Source organism: Candidatus Methylobacter favarea, from assembly GCF_902806695.1.
GTDB lineage: Bacteria > Pseudomonadota > Gammaproteobacteria > Methylococcales > Methylomonadaceae > Methylobacter_B > Methylobacter_B favarea.
The window spans coordinates 39,001-58,766 of sequence record NZ_CADCXN010000046.1; the positions used below are offsets into that span (position 1 = coordinate 39,001).

The following is a 19,766-nucleotide window of genomic DNA, read 5'->3' on the forward strand; positions in this document are numbered from 1 at the left end:
CATTCAGATGGGTTATAAGTTCATCGGACTGGCCGTTACCAAGCAGGCTTTGAGGGAGGCGGCACGTTTGCGCGCCCGTTCGTAACCAGCAAAGAGTCAATTCTTCCTGCCCCGGGCGATAAGCCGGATAGCGAATCAATGCCGGCCAGCGCTTTAGAGCGTATTGGATGGCATTAGCCGAAACGCCGCCAGATACTGTACTGGCCAAAGTGTCCTGTAGCCAAGTGGATAAGTTATTAAGTATAAGCTGACTTCTTCCTGACGCAGTTGCTTGTTGACATCGTTGCTTAAGGTGTTGCAGTCGGCTTCGACAGCATCAAGCAAGGCAATACGTTCCACAGCCTCTTTGGGCATCGGGCTTTGGTTGGCTTGAGGGAGATCGAAGAATTTGTGCCTAATAGGCCAGCTCATGGGTCAACACTTCGATAATAAATTGTAAAAACCTCGCCTAATTGTTATCACATTCATTTTCTGATCATGCCATTATCCTAACTTAGTTGGGCATGCGTTATTGTGCCGGCCTCGTTAGGATATTGGTCAAACCGAAAGCCGGACATAACTATTCAATGACAGGGGCGTCGATAGTGCAGGCAAGATAATGTAGACTTTAAATTGTTACTGAGCGGCATGATTATCTCCTAAGACGCTTAGATCTTAAGCATGGAAAACTTAAAATAAGTCCCTCGGCTTGATCAGACGAACGGTTATAACTGATAGATTCTGATTAAAGTGCATCTGGCGAAAGACTAAATCAGAGTTTCTTCGGAATAGTGCTTTCTCATGTAGATGATTTCCATAATTTTCATTCCCTTGCCGCCGTGGTGAGCGCCATAAATATCAAACGTCTGTATGTTGCTGTCTATAATTTCCAGATAGCGCGATGCCTCTCATCTGTCCGCCTCCCGGTTCAGCATGCTTGCCCGTCCAGCAATATCTTCATCTCCGCAGAGCCTGTCGTTTCTGGGGGAGTCTTGGGTGGTTTCATCCACTCTTAGGTTTTAGTTAGGGCTTCCAGTGAGCCCGGCCAACAGTTTATGAGGCTCGCCGGGCCCAGCCAGTATGGTATATAGCTCCATCATTGCTTGCGGATCCCCTGGGTTGCTCTGCTTTTTTTCTTTGGCGATCGCAACGGATGATAATATTAAAATCCGGCTGACGAGTAGGGTTACAATTATAAGATAAGGAAAGCAGTAAGCGTGTGTTTTATGAAACGCATAGTTTTCTCCTTTAACTGGGTGGAGTGTAAATGCTCCCGTGTGCCTTTATTGAAAAATAACCTGGTGACCAGCAGCAGATACCGGCGAGTGCTTTAAAAGCGCCGCTGCCAGACAATTGGAATCGCAAGGCCAGAGATCAGGAACTTTCATAAGGTTTTGTTTTTTAAATTATTGTGCCCAAGCGGCTAGAATAATCCATTAAAGCTGATTGTTCCGCAATTGACAGCGCTTCCTGTTTGCTTAAACGATATGGACCCTTTTTAATCAAGAGCACCTCCTGCGCCTTTGATATATTTAGGCATACTGCCTTTTCCAGCTGAACCGACAAATCCGGCTATTTTTATCGCGCTTTTTTTACAATAGACAGGGTATAAACGTCTACTTATTTTTCTGTCTTTTTCTCGTACAATTTATAATTTTTATAACAGGACTATAAGCTTTATGAAGTCTTATTCAAAAATTAAAGTCTCCGCGTCCCGTGCGGGGCGGTTATTACTCCCCTCTGACTCTAAAACTGCTTAACTTTTAGAGCGAGCTAGATTATCTAGTAGCTTGCGCATGGGTTGATCGTTCATGGGCGAAGCTCGCCGGTTAAGTTCTTATGCGCTCAGTCTTCGCCTGTAAGGTTAAAGTACAAGGTCATTGAGATAAACTGTTTCGCCGTACCACGTGAATAAGATATTCAGCAGCATTGAGCTGTGGCGAGTAGCTCGGCGGAGGCCAAAGCTGAAGGTAAAATCTGGCAGAGTTACCTGCTGTGCGATTTCGGCACGCTCTTTAGGCACATTGGCTTTCATCTTTTTGCCATGAATTTTGGCATTGTCGAGCAAAAAGGTTAAATGATTGAAGCCTTTTTGCAGATAAATCAGCACAGTTAGTACGATGACTCCTACCCCTATTTCAGTTGTGCTTTGGCTTTTAAAGTCAACACACGCTTGTGCGTTGCCCATCCACGGTCAAAAAACCGTTAAGTTTTGCCGGTGGCGTTCATCGCTCGGCATCTTCGGCTTGGTGTTTTTCTCAACCCAGGCGTAATGACTGTAAGGCGTGCTCTGCAAAGCAAATTCATCCGAGGCAATTAGCGGTGTCTTCACTGAGCTGTGCTGTTTTTTTAAGTCGGCGCTGATTGAGCCTGTTCTTTTGCATTGGCAGGGCCATAGTCACGGTGGGCAAGCCTCATTGGCCGAACCCTTAATACAGGCGGGCGCTAGTCACCTGGATGTGCCACTTTTGCTCAATGACTGCACTAACATGCGCTGCCGGTGAGCAGACAAAAGCTGCGCTCTGTGCACAGGTGTTCGCACGAGCAGATCGTCGTTTAATTAAAAGGCAAGTGATGAAAGATGTTAATGGATGTTTTCACATCCTTGACTTCAATCTCCGCTTTAAACCGGATAGCTAAAGCGCGGCTATTCTGCTGTTAAAAGGCGTATATTCTTTGAAATAATTGCGCACGCCCCGGAATATAGCCAGCGCTATTTTCGACTGATAAAGCGTGCTCAACAATTTGCGCTCTTCCGAGGGATTCGAGATAAAAGCGGTTTCGACTAAAATAGACGGAATATCCGGGGATTTCAAGACCAGGAAACCGGCTTTTTGCACCGAACCAAAATGCAATTCACCAATATTTTCAAAGCCCTTTAATACTTCGCCGGCTACATTAAAGCTGGCCTCTTGCGTTGCTGTCTGGGATAAATCCAGCAGCACCGAAGCTAAAACTTCATCCTTGTCATCAAGACTCACCCCGCCGACCAAAGCCGATGCATTTTCACTCTTTGCCAGCCAGCGCGCCGCTTCGCTTGAGGCGCCTCTGGTGGATAAAGTGTAAACAGAAGCGCCTTTGACAGTGGCATTTTCAAACGCATCGGCATGTATCGATATAAATAAATCAGCTTTGGCTGCCCGGGCAATCTGCATTCTTTTTCTAAGATCCACGTAATAGTCGCCTTTGCGAACCATTACCGCTCTCATCCCACGTTGCGCATTGATTAATTGCTCAAGTTTTTTAGCAATTGCAAAGACCACCTTTTTTTCTTCGGTACCGCGCGGACCGAGGGCTCCGGGATCATCTCCGCCATGCCCTGCATCAATGGCCACAATCATATTTTTATAGCTTTGGGCAAGCTTGATCGATTTAGCTGGTCTGCTGGCTACTGTTTTACTTGCAGCCGATGAGTTTATTGCCTTATTTTCCCGTCCAGCATAACTAGTCTGGCCTTTGCCAAATACATCAATAACCAGGCGATGTCCATACATTTTATTCGGATTCAAGGCGTAGCTTTTGGTGCTGACCGATTTTTTTAAATCAGCAGTGATTTTTACCTGGTTTTTATTTTGAATCGCCCTTATCCGGGAAAACACCGGATCCGATGGCGGTGGCTGGGCCAATGCTCGTCCTATGCGGGCATCAGGTATAGAGACCACCAAGCGTAGGGGGTGTTCAAGCAACGAAACCCGATATACAGGCATTGAGCTAACATCGATCATCAGCCGCGATTGCTTGTGTGTAGTCCAGTAATGCACTGAATTAATATGGATTTGCTGGGCATATATAATTACAGGCAATAACTGTAATCCAACAATACACAGTAACTTGTAATAGTTTCTCATAGCCCTAACCCACAAAACGATAATCCGGTTTAAATTATAGCAATAGGCCTTTGTTTTTTATACAACCGCTAGATTAATTTTTATTGTTTAGGGATGCTTTCCAAAGTTAAGCAGCGCCCATCCCCTTCCGTAGTCAAGGTAATAACCCAGTCCGGCTCCGGCAAACTGCCCTTCCCCTTGTCAGGCCATTCAATAAAACACAGGCAATCCTGGTCAAAATAATCCCTGATGCCCAGCCATTCGAGTTCTTCAGGATCGGCAAGCCGGTATAGATCAAAATGAAAGATTTTAAGGCCGTTTAGCATATATTCTTCCACTAATGTATAAGTAGGGCTTTTAACCGCCCCGATGTGACCAGCAGCATGCAGATAGCCTCTGACCAGCGTGGTTTTTCCGGCGCCTAAATCGCCCTGTAAAAAAATCAGGCCTTTCGACGGCAGTTGCTGCCAAAGCTGTGCGCCAAACTGCTCTGTTTCTTCTGCACTTTTCAGAAACCTTTTCATTTATTCATCAATTGTCTGAGAAACGGCATTAAATCGCTGGCCAATAAACCTCTTTCTCCGTTCTTTTCTGCCGCTAAATCGGCCGCTTCCCCATGAATATAAACACCTTGTTCTGCCGCATCTTTCAGAGAAAACCCCTGAGCCAGTAAACCCGCAATTACTCCTGAAAGGACATCGCCCATACCGCCTGAAGCCATGCCGGGATTGCCTGTGGCAGACACCGCCGTTTCATCATCAGAGGCAATCAATGTTCCCGCCCCTTTAAGCACGGCAATACCGCCGTATTTGGCCTGTAGGGCCGAAACTGCGGAAAATCTGTCCTGCTGTATTTTGGCAGTGGAACATTTTAATAGCCGGGCTGCTTCGCCGGGATGCGGGGTTAAAATCCAGTCAGTTTTTTTTACGGAAGAATTAGCCAGCAGGTTCAAGCCATCCGCATCGATTACGAGCGGTTTTCGGGATTTTATCGCGGCGCTAAACAATTCTTTTGCCCAATCGCTTTGTCCGAGTCCTGGACCTGCCGCAATGACAGTGGCTTTTTCCAATAACCCTGTCAACTGACCTGCTGTTTCTATTCCATGACACATTAACTCGGCCCGGCTTGAGTTTAATATTCCTGAATGTTCGGATCGGGTTGCCAAACTGGCCAAGCCGGCGCCTGTTCGCAAAGCGGCCTCTCCTGCTAGTCTAACCGCACCCGAATAACCACGCTCTCCGCCTATAATTAATACATGGCCATAGTTGCCTTTATGTGCGCAGCGGCTACGGCGCGGCAGAGGTTTTTTGACTATGCGACGGGCCGCGGATGGCACTTTTTCAAAAACATCATCCGGCACCTCCAATGAGGAATAAGAAATTTTACCGCAATAATCGGCCGCAAAACCGGTAAATAAACCCTGTTTCAGACCAATAAAAGTAACCGTGCAATCGGTTTCTACCGCGCATCCCATTACAGTGCCGGTATCGGGATTCAAGCCTGTGGGAATATCAACCGCAACAACAGAAGCCTTGTGTTTATTGATGATGTCAATCGCTTGCGCATAAAGCCCCGTGACCGGCCTATCCAGACCCGATCCCAACAAGGCGTCAATAATCACATCTGCATCGATGGCTTGGTCAGCCTGAAACGGAATAACTGTTCCATTAACTTCCCTATATTGGTGATAAGCCGTCAAGGCATCGCCGCCAAGTTTTTCAGGCGCCGACAAGGTATAAACGGCTACTTTCAAGCCCGCTTCAACGGCAAGTCGGGCAGCAATATAGCCATCGCCGGCGTTATTGCCAGAGCCGCAAAATACCGCGACTGAGCGGGCCTCCGGCCAGCCATATCTCGCGCACTGAAAGACTTCATGCCCGGCCCTGCTCATTAAAACATAACCGGGAATGCCACAGTCCTGTATGGCGATCCGGTCCAGTTCTTTTACTTGCTCAGCGCGGTATAGCTTTACGGGTAAAGGGTGCATGGCGTTTTGGCTGGATTAGACATATTAAAATATTAATTTTAGTCCTGTTAATATTAAAAATAGCCAGGCTAAAATGAATAGCCTGCCTACGCTTATCCGCTTGATAACGGATTTCATGGTACCTTAAGTTCCGCCGGTATTCCATAATGGAAATTTAACAGACCCTTTAACAAACGGCAGAAAACAGCTAATTTTTAAACAGCTCCGGTAAAAAAAGCCTGAGTGAGTTAAAGGCTTCTGGAAATATGCCCTGGCGATATTCTGCTCGACAGTAAAAAATGATCCATAAAGAAAATAGTTATTATTTTTAACTGAAACCGAAATAATTTATTAGATCAGCAGACGTGTTTCTGGTAAATTCAAAAACATAAAAATCAACCGGAGTCGAAGAGGAGAATTCATCTTGATATTTCATCCGCATAAAGTTGCCATGTGTTGATTAAAGGGGAAGGTTTACCTCTAATGAATTCTCTATAATAAAAAAGGGGGAATTATGATCGCGCTCGAAATCGTAATTACACTTGTTGCAACTTTTGTGATTGCCCTGATCACTCTTTTACTGATCCAGAGAAGTGCATCGCTGCGGGCCACACTCACACACAGCCTTGAAGTTCTGGAACTGGCCAAGCGGCTGAATTGTAATGAAGCAGATTTTAAAAACCTGATAAAAAAAAGACTTGAGCCATTTTATCTGGAAACAGATCGCCCGTTTATTACCAGTGCCAAATTGCTGGGCCAGCTTCTCTTTGGAATGGCGGTATTTATCGGCTTTACCTGGTGGAGTCTTTACCTCATCAAGCAGGGCTATGCGCAATGGGCGGTATTGTCGGGCATCTTTGCCTTGATTGGCATGGTGATACCTTTTATAGCCTGGATTGGCTATAAACAAAGAAGCGAAGCAATGCAACAACTCATGGTTGATTTAAATCGCTATGAAAAATCATTAGCTGAAAAAAAACTATCACAGTCCAATAAGGAACCAGATACGCAAGCCGGAGTGCTGATTGCGAAGATTGTGCCTGAAGTTATTCCTGCTATTGAAGCTGCTGCTGAAATTGTGCCGGAAATCATTGCTGCGGCCGAGGCTATGATAAGTAAGGTCAAATACGGGAACAAAAATCATCAACTACCTGAAAAAACACAGAAAATTCCACAAGATTCCATACTTAAACGCCATTATCTTGGCCGGCTAAGAACCGAGATTGAGTCCGGCCTGCCGCCCTGCCCGAGCGATTCAGTATTGCGGCGGCACTATGACCAGTTGATTGCTGCAGAAATGGAAAAACGTATGGAAAAAATTAACGCATGACATATAAGCGCGTTTTTAAGGAAATTTTTACGCAATCAGAGTAATCAGTCCCTTTTATTGCAACGAGTACTCTTTAACATGCCGTTCGTCTTGAGCCCTTCGGTTATACTCAGGAGAGCCTTGTCGAAGAACTTGTGTTCATAGAGCGGCAAGCTCACCACGAATGGCTCTTTTAAATTAACACCCGTCATAAATAAATTGACTGAGTAAGAGGAATAAAAATTCTTCATGCTGAAATTATCAGCTGGAAATTTTAAAAAGCTTAGGACGAGACACTTTTACGCTGACCCTGCCTTTTTAAAATCTTGCCGTCATGCGGTCAGCCTTCCAGACGGGAGCAATTTCGCTAACCTATTTCCCTGCTCTTCCTTATTATTTTTAAACCCAAGATAATAAAGTTACGTTAAAATGACCGATATTCCCGAAACTGCCGGTCATCAGCCATGTTCAATAAAATTCTTCCTGCTCTAGTTATTAGCTTCCTTGCAAGCGCTTGCGTTACCAGTCCCACTGGCCGAAAACAGTTTGTTTTTCTGCCTGATACGCAGGTTAACCAGATGGGCCTGCAGGCTTTTGATGCGTTAAAAAAAGAAAAGCCCGTCAGCAATAATGCCCAATACAATCAAATTGCCCAGTGCATCGCTAAAGCAATCACTCAGGAAACCGGCGGCAGTTGGGAAGTAGTGGTCTTTGAAGACGCCTCGCCTAATGCGTTTGCTCTGCCCGGCAATAAAATCGGCGTCCATACCGGCATGCTAAAGCTGGTCGATAATCAGGATCAATTAGCTGCGGTCATTGGTCATGAAGTTGGACATGTTCTAGCCAAGCACAGTAACGAGCGGGCTTCGCAAGAACTGGCGGTAAACGAGGGCATGAATATAATTCAGGCTATTGGCGCACCGCAAACAGCGTTGGGACAAACAGCTATGGGCCTGCTCGGTATTGGCGCACAATTCGGCATACTCATGCCTTACAGCCGCGTGCATGAAAGCGAGGCGGACATCATTGGCGTCGATTTAATGGCTAAAGCGGGCTTTGACCCCAGGCAAAGCATTTCCCTATGGCAAAAAATGGAACGTGCATCTCAAGGCCAGCAGCCCGTTGAATTCCTGTCGACTCACCCTTCAAATGAGACCCGTATCCGCGATTTAGAGCAGCACATGCCGCAGACGCTCGCGCTTTTCCAGCAAGCGCAGGCTGCGGGCAAGCAACCCCACTGCATTTAGCCGTAATCAATGAATCCAAACCTAAAATATTTGCATGCCTATCCGTTTGAGAAGCTCGCGCAGCTCAAATCGGGAATCGTTCCCCCCATCGATAAACCCCCGATTGTCTTGTCGATAGGGGAGCCCGGCCATGATATTCCCCCTTTTATTCATGAAGCCCTGGCCGCTCATTTAGAGGAATTGGCAAAATATCCCGGCACGAAAGGCTTGCCGGAGCTCAGGCTGGCAATTGCTATTTGGCTGGCCAGAAGGTTTCATATCCCGGCCGATTTTATTGATCCTGAAACGCAGATATTACCGGTCAGCGGCACCCGCGAAGCTTTATTCTCCTTTGCCCAGTGTGTTATTGATACGACAAAAAAACCTGTTGTTATCATGCCTAACCCCTTCTATCAGATTTATGAAGGCGCGGCGCTATTGGCGGGCGCAGAGCCTTATTACCTGAATACGCTGGAAGAATCCGGTTATTTAGCGGATTTTGATTCGGTGCCTGAAGAAATATGGCAAAGATGCCAGTTGATTTATATTTGCTCGCCCGGCAATCCGTCCGGGTCAGTGATTTCTCAGGCCAGTCATGAAAAACTGATTAATCTGGCAGAAAAACATGATTTTGTGATTGCTTCGGATGAATGTTATAGCGAACTGTATGATGACGAAAGCAATCCGCCCGCCGGCTTGCTGCAAACAGCTTTCGCCATGGGCAACAGCGCTTTTAGACGCTGCGTTGTGTTCCACAGCTTATCCAAACGTTCCAATGCGCCGGGCTTAAGATCAGGCTTTGTCGCCGGCGATGCTGAAATTTTGAAACCCTACTTTCAGTACCGCACCTATCACGGCTGCGCCATGCCCTTACCCACGCAGCATGCCAGCATTATGGCCTGGCACGATGAAACGCATGTTCAGGAAAACCGGCAGCACTACCGTGACAAATTTACGGCTTTCCTCACCATTCTTGCCGATGTTTGCACAATCAACAAACCTGCGGCCGGTTTCTATGTCTGGCTCAAAATCCCCCGGCCTTCGGCTTCCTCCCTTGACAAAGGGGAACTGGCAGGGATTTCCGATACCGAATTTGCCCAAAGGCTTTTTGCCCAGGAGAATGTCACGGTGTTGCCAGGCAGTTATCTATCGCGTGAATCTGCCGGCATAAATCCCGGTATGAACCATGTCAGAATCGCTCTGGTCGCGCCGCTCGATGAATGTATAAAAGCCGCCCATCGAATTAAAAATTTTCTCAACACCTTATAAACAGACAACTCATGACTGACACGAAAAATATTATAGAAACTGCTTTTGAACAACGCGCAGGCCTTACTCCCGCCACTGTTTCTGCAGAAATTCGCAATGCCGTTGAAGAAGCTATTAACATGCTGGATAGCGGCACTGCCAGAGTTGCAGAAAAAATCAACGGGGAATGGGTTACTAACCCGTGGTTAAAAAAAGCCGTGCTGCTGTGGTTCCGGATTAACGAAAACCGCCTGATGGATGGCGGCAATACGCGCTATTACGATAAAGTTGAAAGCAAATTTTCAACTTACACTGAAGAAGACTTCGCCAAAGCCGGGGTGCGCGTTGTGCCCAATGCGGTTGCCCGCCGCGGTTCATACATTGCTCCCAGCGCTATATTAATGCCCTCTTACGTTAACATCGGCGCTTACGTAGACAGCGGCACAATGGTTGATACCTGGGTAACCGTCGGCTCCTGCGCGCAAATCGGCAAAAACGTACATCTATCCGGCGGCGTCGGCATCGGCGGCGTTTTAGAACCTTTACAAGCAGGCCCCACCATTATCGGCGACAACTGTTTTATCGGCGCGCGCTCGGAAATCGTTGAAGGTGTCGTCGTTGAAGACGGCTGCGTTATTTCAATGGGCGTTTTTATTGGCCAAAGCACCAAAATATTCAACCGCATGACACGCGAAGTCAGCTTTGGCCGCATTCCGTCAGGTTCGGTAGTCGTATCCGGCAACCTGCCCTCGGCAGACGGCAGCTACAGTTTATATTGTGCGGTGATTATCAAGCAGGTTGATGAAAGGACGCGCAGCAAAACGGGGATTAATGAATTGTTGAGGGATTAGTTTTACAAATACGGATGATGTAAGGGAAACTTATGATTATCGAGTTACGCCCGGAATTGATTCGGATGACATGGAAAGATTTTGTTTATCATCAAGTTATTGAACACTGTAACTACACAGGCTCAAGAACATTTTCTTTGCAAGAAATTTTAAAAGAAAAATTAAAAATATTTCAATCTTATCGTCCTAACAATAAACACACTGAAGCCAAAATAAGGCAACAACTCCAAGTTTTAAGAGATGATAACTTAATAAGTTTTTTGGATAATACTGGACATTATACGTTGAGAGGAATCGATTTACTTGACGCCGAAAAGGAAGAAGTTTCATCAATTAACTTGACTAAAGAAACACCTGAAAAAAGAGAGTATCTTGTTGAAACTTATGTAAGAAAAGTTAAATGGGCAAAACAAGCAATTGATTTATTAGGTCATTATTGCTTGTTTCACGATTGTAAAAATACTTTCCTATGTGAAGATGGCAAACCTTATATAGAAGTCCATCATATTATTCCTCTTTGTCATGGCGGTGAAGATAGAATATGGAATTTATCAGTATTGTGCGCGCATCATCATCGTATGGCACATTTTTCTGATTTAGAAACACGAAAGTCGGTTAAAAAATTTTTACTTGAAGAAATAGTGGTTCGGATTTAAATCCAATAAAATATAAAACCAATTTAATCTGGTATAAAATTCGTAAAGATGGAGGCCTGATAGAAGAGGAGTTGGCTTCTATTTCAGGAATGTAACAGAAATAATTCTGTTTGGTGTTCGTGGAAAAAAGGCACGTACTTTGCAGCCCGGAAGGAGCCGGGAAAACATTATTTCATCAAGAAAGCGGGAGCACAGCAGAAAGCCGGACGAACAATATGATCTTATAGAAGCGTGTAGTTCCGGGCCTCGTATCGAACTATTCGGGCGAGGGCCGAGAAAAGATTGGTTCGTTTGGGGTAATCAAGCAGAGGACTATGCTCCTGACTGGGAAACATATTCAAATCATTCTCAATCAACGGTTATTCCATTTCAAAAAACCGCTAAAGTTCTATAGAAATCAATTGCGAACAGGGCCTAGGCCGGGTTAATAATCCCGGCATTTGCTGAGGATTAATCAACTAGCGTTAATTGCCGGGTTTATCAATTCTAAGGTCCGTAAAACCTAACGCTATCAATGCCAAACCCATGATTAACAATGAAGTTCTACGCCGGCTACGCTACGCTTTGGATCTTAACGACCAGACCATGATTGAGATCTTTGCATTAAGCGGTGTAAAGATTAGCCGGGATGATTTACTCAAGCTGCTTAAGAAGGATAATCAAGCCGGTTTCGTCGAGCTTAAAAACAAGCTCCTGGATCAGTTTCTAGACGGTCTGATTATTTACAAACGAGGCAAACAGGAAAGCCTGCCCGGACAGGAGAAAAAACCTGCAGCACCGCTAACCAATAACAGCATGCTCAAAAAGCTGAGAATAGCCCTCGCATTTAAAGAGGCCGACATGCTTAACGCCTTAAAGCTGGCTGATTTTAAATTATCTAAAGGTGAGCTCAGCGCTTTTTTCAGACAAAAAGGGCTCAAACATTACCGCGAATGCGGCGATCAAATTCTAAGAAATTTTTTACAAGGTCTTACGATTCATTTTAGAAACCCTGGCGCATCCAACTAGAGGCGCATAACGCGCAATCCCGGACATAAACTATGGGGTTGCAACGCTAACTCAACCTGCAATTAATCTTATATTTTATTTACTATCGGGCAATCCTACCATGAGCGAAAAAATATCAAATAATGCGATGATTTACGCTACTTTGGCTCTCAACAGCGAAGTAGACCTGCAGCGGGAGTATCTGGATTCGGATGATGTTCCTGAGGATGAGCGCGACAATGAAGAAGAGATTCTGGCTGACCTTGAACAGGCTTTTATGGAATTCGTTGATCTTTATAAAAACCGCTGTAAAACTGACAAGCAGCTTCCGGATATTGACGAGCTGCTTAATAGTCAATTATAAGCCAGGCCATGCACATACTTTACGGGATAAAAAACTGCGATGCCGTCAAAAAAGCGCGGCAATGGCTGAATCAAAACGGCATAGCCTACCGGTTCCATGACTATCGCACTGATGGGCTGACGCTGGAACAACTGAGCCGCCTTGAAGCCGGTTTGGGCTGGAACGCCATGCTTAACCGCAACAGCGCCAGCTGGCGTCAACTGGATTGCGAACAGCAAACCGGGCTCACTCAGGAAAAAGCCCTCCGCTTAATGCTGAACACCCCTACCCTGATCAAGCGTCCCCTTCTGGATACCGGCAGCAAGCTGATCCTGGGATTTAAAGCCGATACCTATAAAGCCGAGCTATGAGCAAAACCCTGGAACTCCTTAAAGATCTCATTCGTCGTGAATCGGTAACGCCGCACGATGGCGGATGCCAGAATATGCTGGCGGAAAGCCTGGTCAGGCTGGGCTTCACCGAAGAACGGCTGGATTTTGCCGATACTCAAAATATCTGGCTTAGACGCGGCAATGCCTTACCGCTGTTTACTTTCCTCGGCCATACCGATGTGGTGCCTGCAGGTCCGCTGGAAGCCTGGATTTCACCGCCTTTTGAGCCGACTGTTCGCTACGGCAAACTTTATGGCCGCGGCGCAGCGGATATGAAAGGAGGTATCGCCGCATTTGTTACTGCCGTTGAACGCTTTATTGCCACCCACCCTGACCATCAAGGCTCTATCGCTATCATGCTGACCAGCGATGAAGAAGGCATAGCTGCGAATGGGGTGGTTAAAGTCATTGAAGTTCTGGAGCGGCGCAATGAAAAAATAGACTGGTGCCTGGTCGGCGAACCCTCGAGTGATAAAAAGATCGGCGATGTGATTCGCATCGGCAGGCGGGGCTCGTTGTGCGCCAGATTAACTGTAGCGGGCATTCAGGGGCATGTCGCCTATCCTGAACTGGCTGAAAACCCGATTCATACGTTTGCACCGGCTTTAAAGGAACTGACCGAAGAAATCTGGGATCAGGGCAACAGGTTTTTTCCGGCGACCAGCCTGCAGATTTCCAACATTAATGCCGGAACCGGAGCCGAAAATATTATCCCCAGCAGCCTGGAAATCCACTTTAACCTGCGCTTTTGCACCGAGCTCGACGAAGAAACCATTAAACAGCGCACTTGCGCCATTCTGGATAAATACGGTTTTAACTACGAGTTGCAATGGCGTTTGTCCGGCAATCCGTTTTTAACTGAAAAGGGCGCATTAATTGATGCCGCCCACGCCGCCATAAAAACCGTTACCGGAATTGACCCGGTTGACGATACCGGCGGCGGCACGTCCGACGGCCGTTTTATTGCACCGACCGGCGCCCAGATTATTGAGCTCGGCCCGCTGAATGAAAGCATTCATAAAATCAATGAAAATATCGGCGTGGAAGACCTGGACACATTATCAATGATTTATGAGAACATATTGATTAATTTGTTAAGCTCAAGGACCGATAGGATCGATTATTGACCCTTATTTCCGCCTTCTTCCCCAGGGTTTTCGACCGCAGTTTCATCTTGCCGCTGCTGCTTCAACCAGGCCTGCCATACGGCCAGCAATACGGACAGAATCACCGGACCTAAAAAAAGTCCGACCATGCCGAAGGCCGTCAGTCCGCCCAACACACCGAACAGGACAACTAGAAATGGCACTCTGCTGGCGCCGCTGATCACTATCGGACGAATAACATTGTCCACCGTGCTAACAACCAAAACCCCCCACAGCAACAGTCCAATTCCCGGCCAAAACTGATCTGTGAGTATCAGTGTAATGCCAATAGGCATCCACACCAAGGTGGCACCCATAGGAAGCATCGCCAATAGCGCGGTAATGGCGCCAAACAGTACCGGCGCCTTGACGCCGGCTACGGCATAGCCCAATCCGGCCATTATGCCCTGCGCCAATGCCGCCAGCACCAGCCCGTATACTACGGCGCGGGTCGTATCGCCGGCCGCTTGCAGATAAACATGCTGATATTTTCCGAGAAAACGGACCAGTCCCTGGTGTAATTGCCGCAGCACTTCGTCGCCGTCGCGAAAGCAAAAAAACACCGTAGTTAAAATAACTCCCAGCCTCAGCAGGTAGCCGCCGATACCGCCGAGGAAGCGGGCAAATTGTCCCAGCCACTGCCGCGCCCAATTGGCCAGTTGCCCGGCGACTTCCATTCGGTCATTGTTCAACCGGTCCAGCCATTCCTGTAAATACTTGCCTAAGCCGGGAATGTGACTGATAAAGTCCGGCAGCCGCAATGGGCCTTGAACAAAGTTATAGGCCAGTGTTTGATAGGCGATTTTTATTTCAACTTGCAGCATGGCGCCAAGCCAGTAAACAGTCATAAAAATAACCACTGCAATAATTCCCGTCATCACTGCGGCGCTGAGAGTCGCTCTGCCTTTAAGCCGGCTTCTCAATAAACGGTAGGGAGGCCACATGACATAAGCTAGGATCAATGCCCAGGTCAAGGTGAACAAAAACTCGCGCAACACCATAAAGCCCAGCCATAAAAGACCCGCCAATAGAATGCCGGGGATAAGATAGCGAATGGGTTTTTCACTTAATAATTCACTCATTAGTCGATAACTTTAATTTTCAAAAAACCTGGGGCTTAAATATATTACTTTACGACCGACTATTCCCAATAACCTGCGCAATTCCTCAAGCAGCCGTACAGACGCAGCGACAGCCGTCGATGGCCCCATTTTGCCGGCGTCAGGCAGCGGGGTGAAATATGACTTCAGCAAACGGTCAGGGAATGCCTCCTATCTGAAGCAAAATCACTCAGGCAATGGCCAGCCAGAATACCTGACTGGAAAAAATGCAGCTTAAAAGCGCTGCTTTTTTCAGCTCAGGCATTGAAAACATTGAATACCTGAAACAGCACAAAAGTTGTGAAAGCCAAGGTTCCGGCATGTTCAGGCTCGCGGTTTGCCAAACCCTATAGAACACCCAGCGTACCGACAGCCATCGTCGCTATCGATGATGCCCATCGCTAGCCTAAATCTGCGCTTTTTAAAGCCGGCGCATCGTTGACGCCGTCGCCGATTATTGGCTTCATCCCCAAGGAATGTTACCTTATTGCTAAAAGATTAAAATACAGCATTTAACAGATCAATAAATCTATGAATTACTATTTAAGCCATTTAAAACACGATATTCCAGCCAGCATTGTAGTATTTTTGGTGGCTTTACCGCTTTGTCTGGGCATTGCCCTGGCTTCAGGCGCACCGTTATTTTCCGGGCTGATCGCCGGCTTTGTCGGCGGTATTTTCATTTCCTGGGCCAGCGGTTCCCAGCTTAGCGTTTCGGGCCCTGCAGCCGGCCTGACCGTTATCGTACTCAATGCCATTGAGCAGCTGGGCAGTTTTTCCGGTTTTTTGACCAGTCTAGTGCTGGCGGGCATTCTTCAGTTCGCGTTAGGCTATTTTAAAGCCGGCATAATTGGGGCTTTTTTCCCTGCTTCCGTCATTAGAGGCATGCTGGCGGCGATTGGTTTGATTCTGATTATCAAACAGTTTCCTCATGCCGTAGGTTACGAAATCAGTTTTGAAGGAGATGAAAGCTATATGCAGGAAACGGCGACATCCAGTTTTCAAGAGCTGATCAGTTCATTCGGCTCTGTTTCACCCGGCGCAACAGTCGTGACCGGTGTTGCTATACTGATTCTTATCTTATGGGAAACCTCACTGTTCAAGCGGTTTTCACTGTTACGACTGATTCCCGGCCCCTTGATCGTAGTGAGTTGGGGTATTTTATACAATGCTGTAGCCCAGAAGTTTGCACCCGCCTGGGCTATTACCGGAAAACATCTGGTGTCTTTGCCGGTCCCAGAAAACACACACGAATTTTTCAATAATTTCTCATTTCCGGATTTCAGTTTTTTAAATAATCCTCAAGTTTATATCGCCGCTGTAACCATTGCCATTATTGCCAGCCTTGAAACGCTGCTCAGCCTGGAAGCTGTTGACAAACTGGATCCGTTAAAACGCATCGCGCCAACGAATCGCGAACTGAAAGCCCAGGGCGTTGGCAATCTGATCAGCGGACTGATCGGCGGCCTTCCGATTACCGCTGTTATCGTGCGCAGCTCGGCTAATATCAATGCGGGCGGGCAGACCAAGGTTTCCTCTTTTTTGCACGGCATACTGCTGCTGTTGAGCGTGATGTTTTTTGCTCAATTCCTTAATAAAATTCCTCTGGCCTGTCTGGCCGCCATTCTTCTGCAAACCGGATACAAGCTGGCCAAACCGAAATTATTCATGGAGTTTTACCGGAAAGGCTGGAATCAATTTATCCCGTTCGCTGCAACCATTATCGCGATTTTAATAAGCGACTTATTACAAGGCATCCTCATCGGCATCGGCGTCGGTTTGTATTTTGTGATTCGGGCGAACTATCACGCTGCTATTACGATGACTCGGAAAAAAAACCATTATCTGCTGTCTCTAAATAAAGATGTTTCCTTTTTAAATAAAGCATTGCTCAGAAAATTTCTCAGTCAGATTAATGCGAACAGCACGGTATTGATCGATACTTCCAATACCCAGTTTATTGATCATGACATCCTTGAAACCATCGAGGATTTTCTACAAGGCGCGCATGAGGATAATATCACAGTAGAAATCCGCGGTGATTTGCACGGAAAACAGGAAATTCAATCACAAGCGGCCTAAGCAATACCAGTGAATTTCGCAGACAGGACCGGTAAAAATGACGGGTAATCAACTGTCAAAATTATCTGCGCGGACAAGAGGGATGGTTGTCAGCTTAAAATTCGACATTCCCGCCGGTATCGCCGTATTTCTGGTGGCTTTGCCATTGTCGCTGGGCATCGCATTGGCATCCGGGGCGCCGCTGTTCTCGGGATTGATTGCCGGCATTGTCGGCGGGTTAATCGTTGCGCCTTTAAGCGGCTCTTCTTTGGGCATCAGCGGGCCGTCTGCAGCTCTGTCCGTCATTGTCCTAACGGCCATACAGGAATTCGGCTTCAGTGCTTTTCTGCTGATCCTGGTGTTAGTAGGCGTTTTTCAAATAATCATGGGTTTTGCCAAAGCCGGGGTTATTGCCTATTACTTTCCCTCATCTGTTATTGATGGTTTGCTGGCAGGGATAGGCATTATTATTTTTCTCAAGCAGATTCCGCATATTATTGGCTATGACCGCGATTACGAAGGCGATCTCTCCTTTTTTCAGGCCGATAGCTACTCTTCTTTTTCGGAGTTACTGCACATGCTGGCGTTTATTTCTCCGGCTGCACTTCTGATTTCTTCGCTATCGCTGATGATACTTGTGTTATGGGAAAAGCGCCGGCTAAAACAGCAGCGCTTTTTTCAACTGTTCCCGGGAGTTTTGCTGGTAATTATCAGCGGCGTGTTAATGAATCAAATGCTGCAAAACCTTTATCCTGACTTGGCGCTTAAAGACGCTCATCTGGTCATGATTCCGGTTGTCAGGAATGGCGCCGATTTACTGAATCAGCTTCATTTTCCTGATTTTTCCCAACTTGCCGATCCGAAAATTTATCTGACCGCGTTAACTCTGGCGATTGTAGCGAGTCTGGAAACACTGCTGTCTGTAGAAGCTATTGATAAACTTGATCCTTCCAGAAGAGCAACACCCGCAAACCGGGAACTTATTATTCAGGGTATCGGCAATATCAGTTCGGGATTGATTGGCGGCTTGCCGCTCGCGCAGGTGATTCCACGCAGTTCCATGAATGTTCAAGCCGGCGCAAAAACCAAGGCAGCCGGCATTATTCAAGGCTTCCTGCTATTGGTTAGCGTAGTCTTTATTCCCGCCCTGCTTAGCAAAATTCCTTTGGCCAGTCTGGCCGCTATTTTACTGGTGCTGGGTTATAAGCTGGCCAGACCCGATACTTTTAAAATCATGTACAAGACCGGCATGTATCATTTCATCCCGTTCTGCGCCACCATTCTTGGGCTGGTTTTTACCGACATGCTGACAGGCTTGGCGATTGGTCTGACGACGGCTTTATTTTCAATATTGCTGGAAAACTATAAAAGCGCTTTTTACTTTCATGAACAGCACTTTGACAATAAAACCGTACTTCGATTATCTGAGCATGTCTCATTTCTTAATAAAGCCAATATCAAACAGACTCTGGAGCAGCTTCGGCCCTTTTCAGAGGTCATTATTGATGCAAGCCGTTCAAAATATATTGATTATGATGTCTTTGAAATTATTCAAAACTTCAAAATCGAGGCTGAACTGAAGCATATCAAACTGACTATTGAAAATCTGCGCGGCTACGGCGTGCTCCAGCCCGTCGAATTTGCGAGGCCGCAAACCTATGATTCCCGGCAATCATTAACGCCGGCCAAAGTCTTGGCGCTGCTGGAAGAAGGCAATCAGCGTTTTGTCAACAATCTGGAATCGCATCGAAATCTGCTGGAGCAGGTTAATGACACCCGGCAGGGCCAATTCCCGATTGCCATTATTCTTAGTTGCGTGGATTCGCGCACCTCCGTTGAACTGATTTTTGATCAGGGTTTGGGTGATGTATTCAGCGCCAGGGTAGCGGGCAATGTCATCAATGAGGATATCCTGGGCAGCATGGAATTCGCCTGCAAACTGGCCGGCTCCAAACTGGTTGTGGTGCTGGGACATTCACACTGCGGCGCTATTAAAGGGGCTTGCGCTGATGTCAAGCTGGATCACTTGACCGCACTGCTGAACAAGATCAAGCCGGCTGTTGATTCTGTTCTGGCGGAAGCGACTTCAAACATTACCGGCAACTCCTGTGCTTTTGTGCAAAAAGTGGCGGACAGAAATGTACAGTTAACTGTCGAACAAATCCGTAGCAGAAGTCCGGTGCTGGAGGCGATGGAAAAAACCGGTGAAATCGGCATAGTCGGCGGCATGTACGATATTGAAACCGGTAAAGTGCGTTTTTACTCGGGTATTTAAACTGATTAAAAAATCACTGCATTCGTCCCTCCAGCTTGTAAATTCCATTCAACAATCAATAAAGCCGCCTTCGTCGTAGAGCGGCAAGCGGCAGAAGAAAGTGGGCAGATGCGTGAACACAGCGTTGTCAACGGCCAACCGAATCAGGTTTCGTTCGGTTTAGCCAAACCGCATTAATAGCTTGGCAAAACATTGAATTTAAAGGCATCTATATATTAGCTGTTGCCTATTTTTACCATTTGCGGCGTTCGGCTAAAAAACGCCCGCATTGTCCTCTTAATCATCCTGTCACTAACGCTGCCTATAATTTGAACCTCTCCAATAACGCTAAGAGGCAATTCCTATGAAGAGCTTAAACAACAATCCCTGTGATGTTTCGCGATGTGTAGCGGGGCCCGTGG

Annotated in this window: 19 protein-coding genes; 12 read left to right on the top strand and 7 right to left on the bottom strand. The window is 46.7% G+C overall.

What is annotated here, in order from left to right:
• Positions 1-153 precede the first annotated feature (153 nt).
• The 6 genes from HUX64_RS04860 to HUX64_RS04885 form a co-directional block, all read right to left on the bottom strand.
• Complete coding sequence (locus HUX64_RS04860; RefSeq protein ID WP_174625112.1) at positions 154-411, bottom strand: hypothetical protein; 258 nt, start codon at positions 409-411, stop codon at positions 154-156.
• 1,432 nt (positions 412-1,843) lie between these two features.
• The gene (locus HUX64_RS04865) at positions 1,844-2,167 is read right to left on the bottom strand and encodes a hypothetical protein (RefSeq protein ID WP_174625113.1); all 324 of its coding nucleotides are present in this window, start codon (positions 2,165-2,167) and stop codon (positions 1,844-1,846) included.
• Between the two features lie 6 nt (positions 2,168-2,173).
• Positions 2,174-2,311, bottom strand: a complete 138-nt coding sequence (locus HUX64_RS04870; RefSeq protein WP_174625114.1) for a hypothetical protein — start codon at positions 2,309-2,311, stop codon at positions 2,174-2,176.
• 304 nt (positions 2,312-2,615) lie between these two features.
• The gene (locus HUX64_RS04875; protein WP_246246902.1) at positions 2,616-3,782 is read right to left on the bottom strand and encodes an N-acetylmuramoyl-L-alanine amidase; all 1,167 of its coding nucleotides are present in this window, start codon (positions 3,780-3,782) and stop codon (positions 2,616-2,618) included.
• Between the two features lie 125 nt (positions 3,783-3,907).
• Positions 3,908-4,330: a tRNA (adenosine(37)-N6)-threonylcarbamoyltransferase complex ATPase subunit type 1 TsaE gene (tsaE, locus tag HUX64_RS04880; protein ID WP_174625116.1), complete on the bottom strand. Its 423-nt coding sequence runs from the start codon at positions 4,328-4,330 to the stop codon at positions 3,908-3,910.
• Positions 4,327-5,793, bottom strand: a complete 1,467-nt coding sequence (locus HUX64_RS04885) for an NAD(P)H-hydrate dehydratase (RefSeq protein ID WP_174625117.1) — start codon at positions 5,791-5,793, stop codon at positions 4,327-4,329. Before HUX64_RS04885 ends, tsaE begins: the two co-directional genes overlap by 4 nt.
• A 493-nt stretch (positions 5,794-6,286) precedes the next feature.
• Here HUX64_RS04885 and HUX64_RS04890 point away from each other — a divergent pair, with 493 nt between their 5' ends.
• The 10 genes from HUX64_RS04890 (at position 6,287) to dapE (ending at position 13,911) form a co-directional block, all read left to right on the top strand.
• Positions 6,287-7,102 (top strand): hypothetical protein, encoded by an 816-nt coding sequence (locus HUX64_RS04890; RefSeq protein ID WP_174625118.1) that lies wholly within the window; start codon positions 6,287-6,289, stop codon positions 7,100-7,102.
• Positions 7,103-7,545: 443 nt separating this feature from the next.
• Complete coding sequence (locus tag HUX64_RS04895; RefSeq protein WP_174625119.1) at positions 7,546-8,328, top strand: M48 family metallopeptidase; 783 nt, start codon at positions 7,546-7,548, stop codon at positions 8,326-8,328.
• Positions 8,329-8,337: 9 nt separating this feature from the next.
• Positions 8,338-9,576 carry a succinyldiaminopimelate transaminase gene (gene dapC, locus HUX64_RS04900; protein ID WP_174625120.1) on the top strand — a complete coding sequence of 413 codons (1,239 nt, stop codon included), beginning with the start codon at positions 8,338-8,340 and terminating at the stop codon, positions 9,574-9,576.
• Between the two features lie 11 nt (positions 9,577-9,587).
• Complete coding sequence (gene dapD / locus HUX64_RS04905; RefSeq protein ID WP_174625121.1) at positions 9,588-10,406, top strand: 2,3,4,5-tetrahydropyridine-2,6-dicarboxylate N-succinyltransferase; 819 nt, start codon at positions 9,588-9,590, stop codon at positions 10,404-10,406.
• A 32-nt stretch (positions 10,407-10,438) separates the two neighbouring features.
• Entirely contained in the window at positions 10,439-11,062 is a 624-nt protein-coding gene (locus HUX64_RS04910) for an HNH endonuclease (RefSeq protein ID WP_174625122.1), read from the top strand.
• A gap of 106 nt (positions 11,063-11,168) precedes the next feature.
• The gene (locus tag HUX64_RS04915; protein ID WP_246246905.1) at positions 11,169-11,456 is read left to right on the top strand and encodes an MT-A70 family methyltransferase; all 288 of its coding nucleotides are present in this window, start codon (positions 11,169-11,171) and stop codon (positions 11,454-11,456) included.
• A gap of 131 nt (positions 11,457-11,587) precedes the next feature.
• Positions 11,588-12,070, top strand: a complete 483-nt coding sequence (locus tag HUX64_RS04920; protein ID WP_174625123.1) for a YehS family protein — start codon at positions 11,588-11,590, stop codon at positions 12,068-12,070.
• Between the two features lie 100 nt (positions 12,071-12,170).
• A complete protein-coding gene (locus HUX64_RS04925) occupies positions 12,171-12,413 on the top strand; it encodes a hypothetical protein (protein WP_174625124.1) in 243 nt (80 codons plus the stop codon).
• An 8-nt stretch (positions 12,414-12,421) separates the two neighbouring features.
• Positions 12,422-12,763, top strand: coding sequence for an ArsC family reductase (locus HUX64_RS04930; protein WP_174625125.1), 342 nt, complete (start codon positions 12,422-12,424; stop codon positions 12,761-12,763).
• Positions 12,760-13,911 (top strand): succinyl-diaminopimelate desuccinylase, encoded by a 1,152-nt coding sequence (gene dapE / locus HUX64_RS04935; RefSeq protein ID WP_174625126.1) that lies wholly within the window; start codon positions 12,760-12,762, stop codon positions 13,909-13,911. Before HUX64_RS04930 ends, dapE begins: the two co-directional genes overlap by 4 nt.
• On the opposite strand, the gene HUX64_RS04940 is transcribed toward dapE, so the two are convergent.
• Positions 13,905-15,011, bottom strand: a complete 1,107-nt coding sequence (locus HUX64_RS04940) for an AI-2E family transporter (RefSeq protein WP_174625127.1) — start codon at positions 15,009-15,011, stop codon at positions 13,905-13,907. The genes dapE and HUX64_RS04940 overlap by 7 nt on opposite strands.
• A 549-nt stretch (positions 15,012-15,560) precedes the next feature.
• Here HUX64_RS04940 and HUX64_RS04945 point away from each other — a divergent pair.
• Together HUX64_RS04945 and HUX64_RS04950 are read left to right on the top strand one after the other, a co-directional pair.
• The gene (locus tag HUX64_RS04945; RefSeq protein WP_174625128.1) at positions 15,561-17,111 is read left to right on the top strand and encodes a SulP family inorganic anion transporter; all 1,551 of its coding nucleotides are present in this window, start codon (positions 15,561-15,563) and stop codon (positions 17,109-17,111) included.
• A gap of 37 nt (positions 17,112-17,148) precedes the next feature.
• Positions 17,149-19,365 (top strand): bifunctional SulP family inorganic anion transporter/carbonic anhydrase, encoded by a 2,217-nt coding sequence (locus HUX64_RS04950; protein ID WP_246246903.1) that lies wholly within the window; start codon positions 17,149-17,151, stop codon positions 19,363-19,365.
• Positions 19,366-19,766 lie beyond the last annotated feature (401 nt).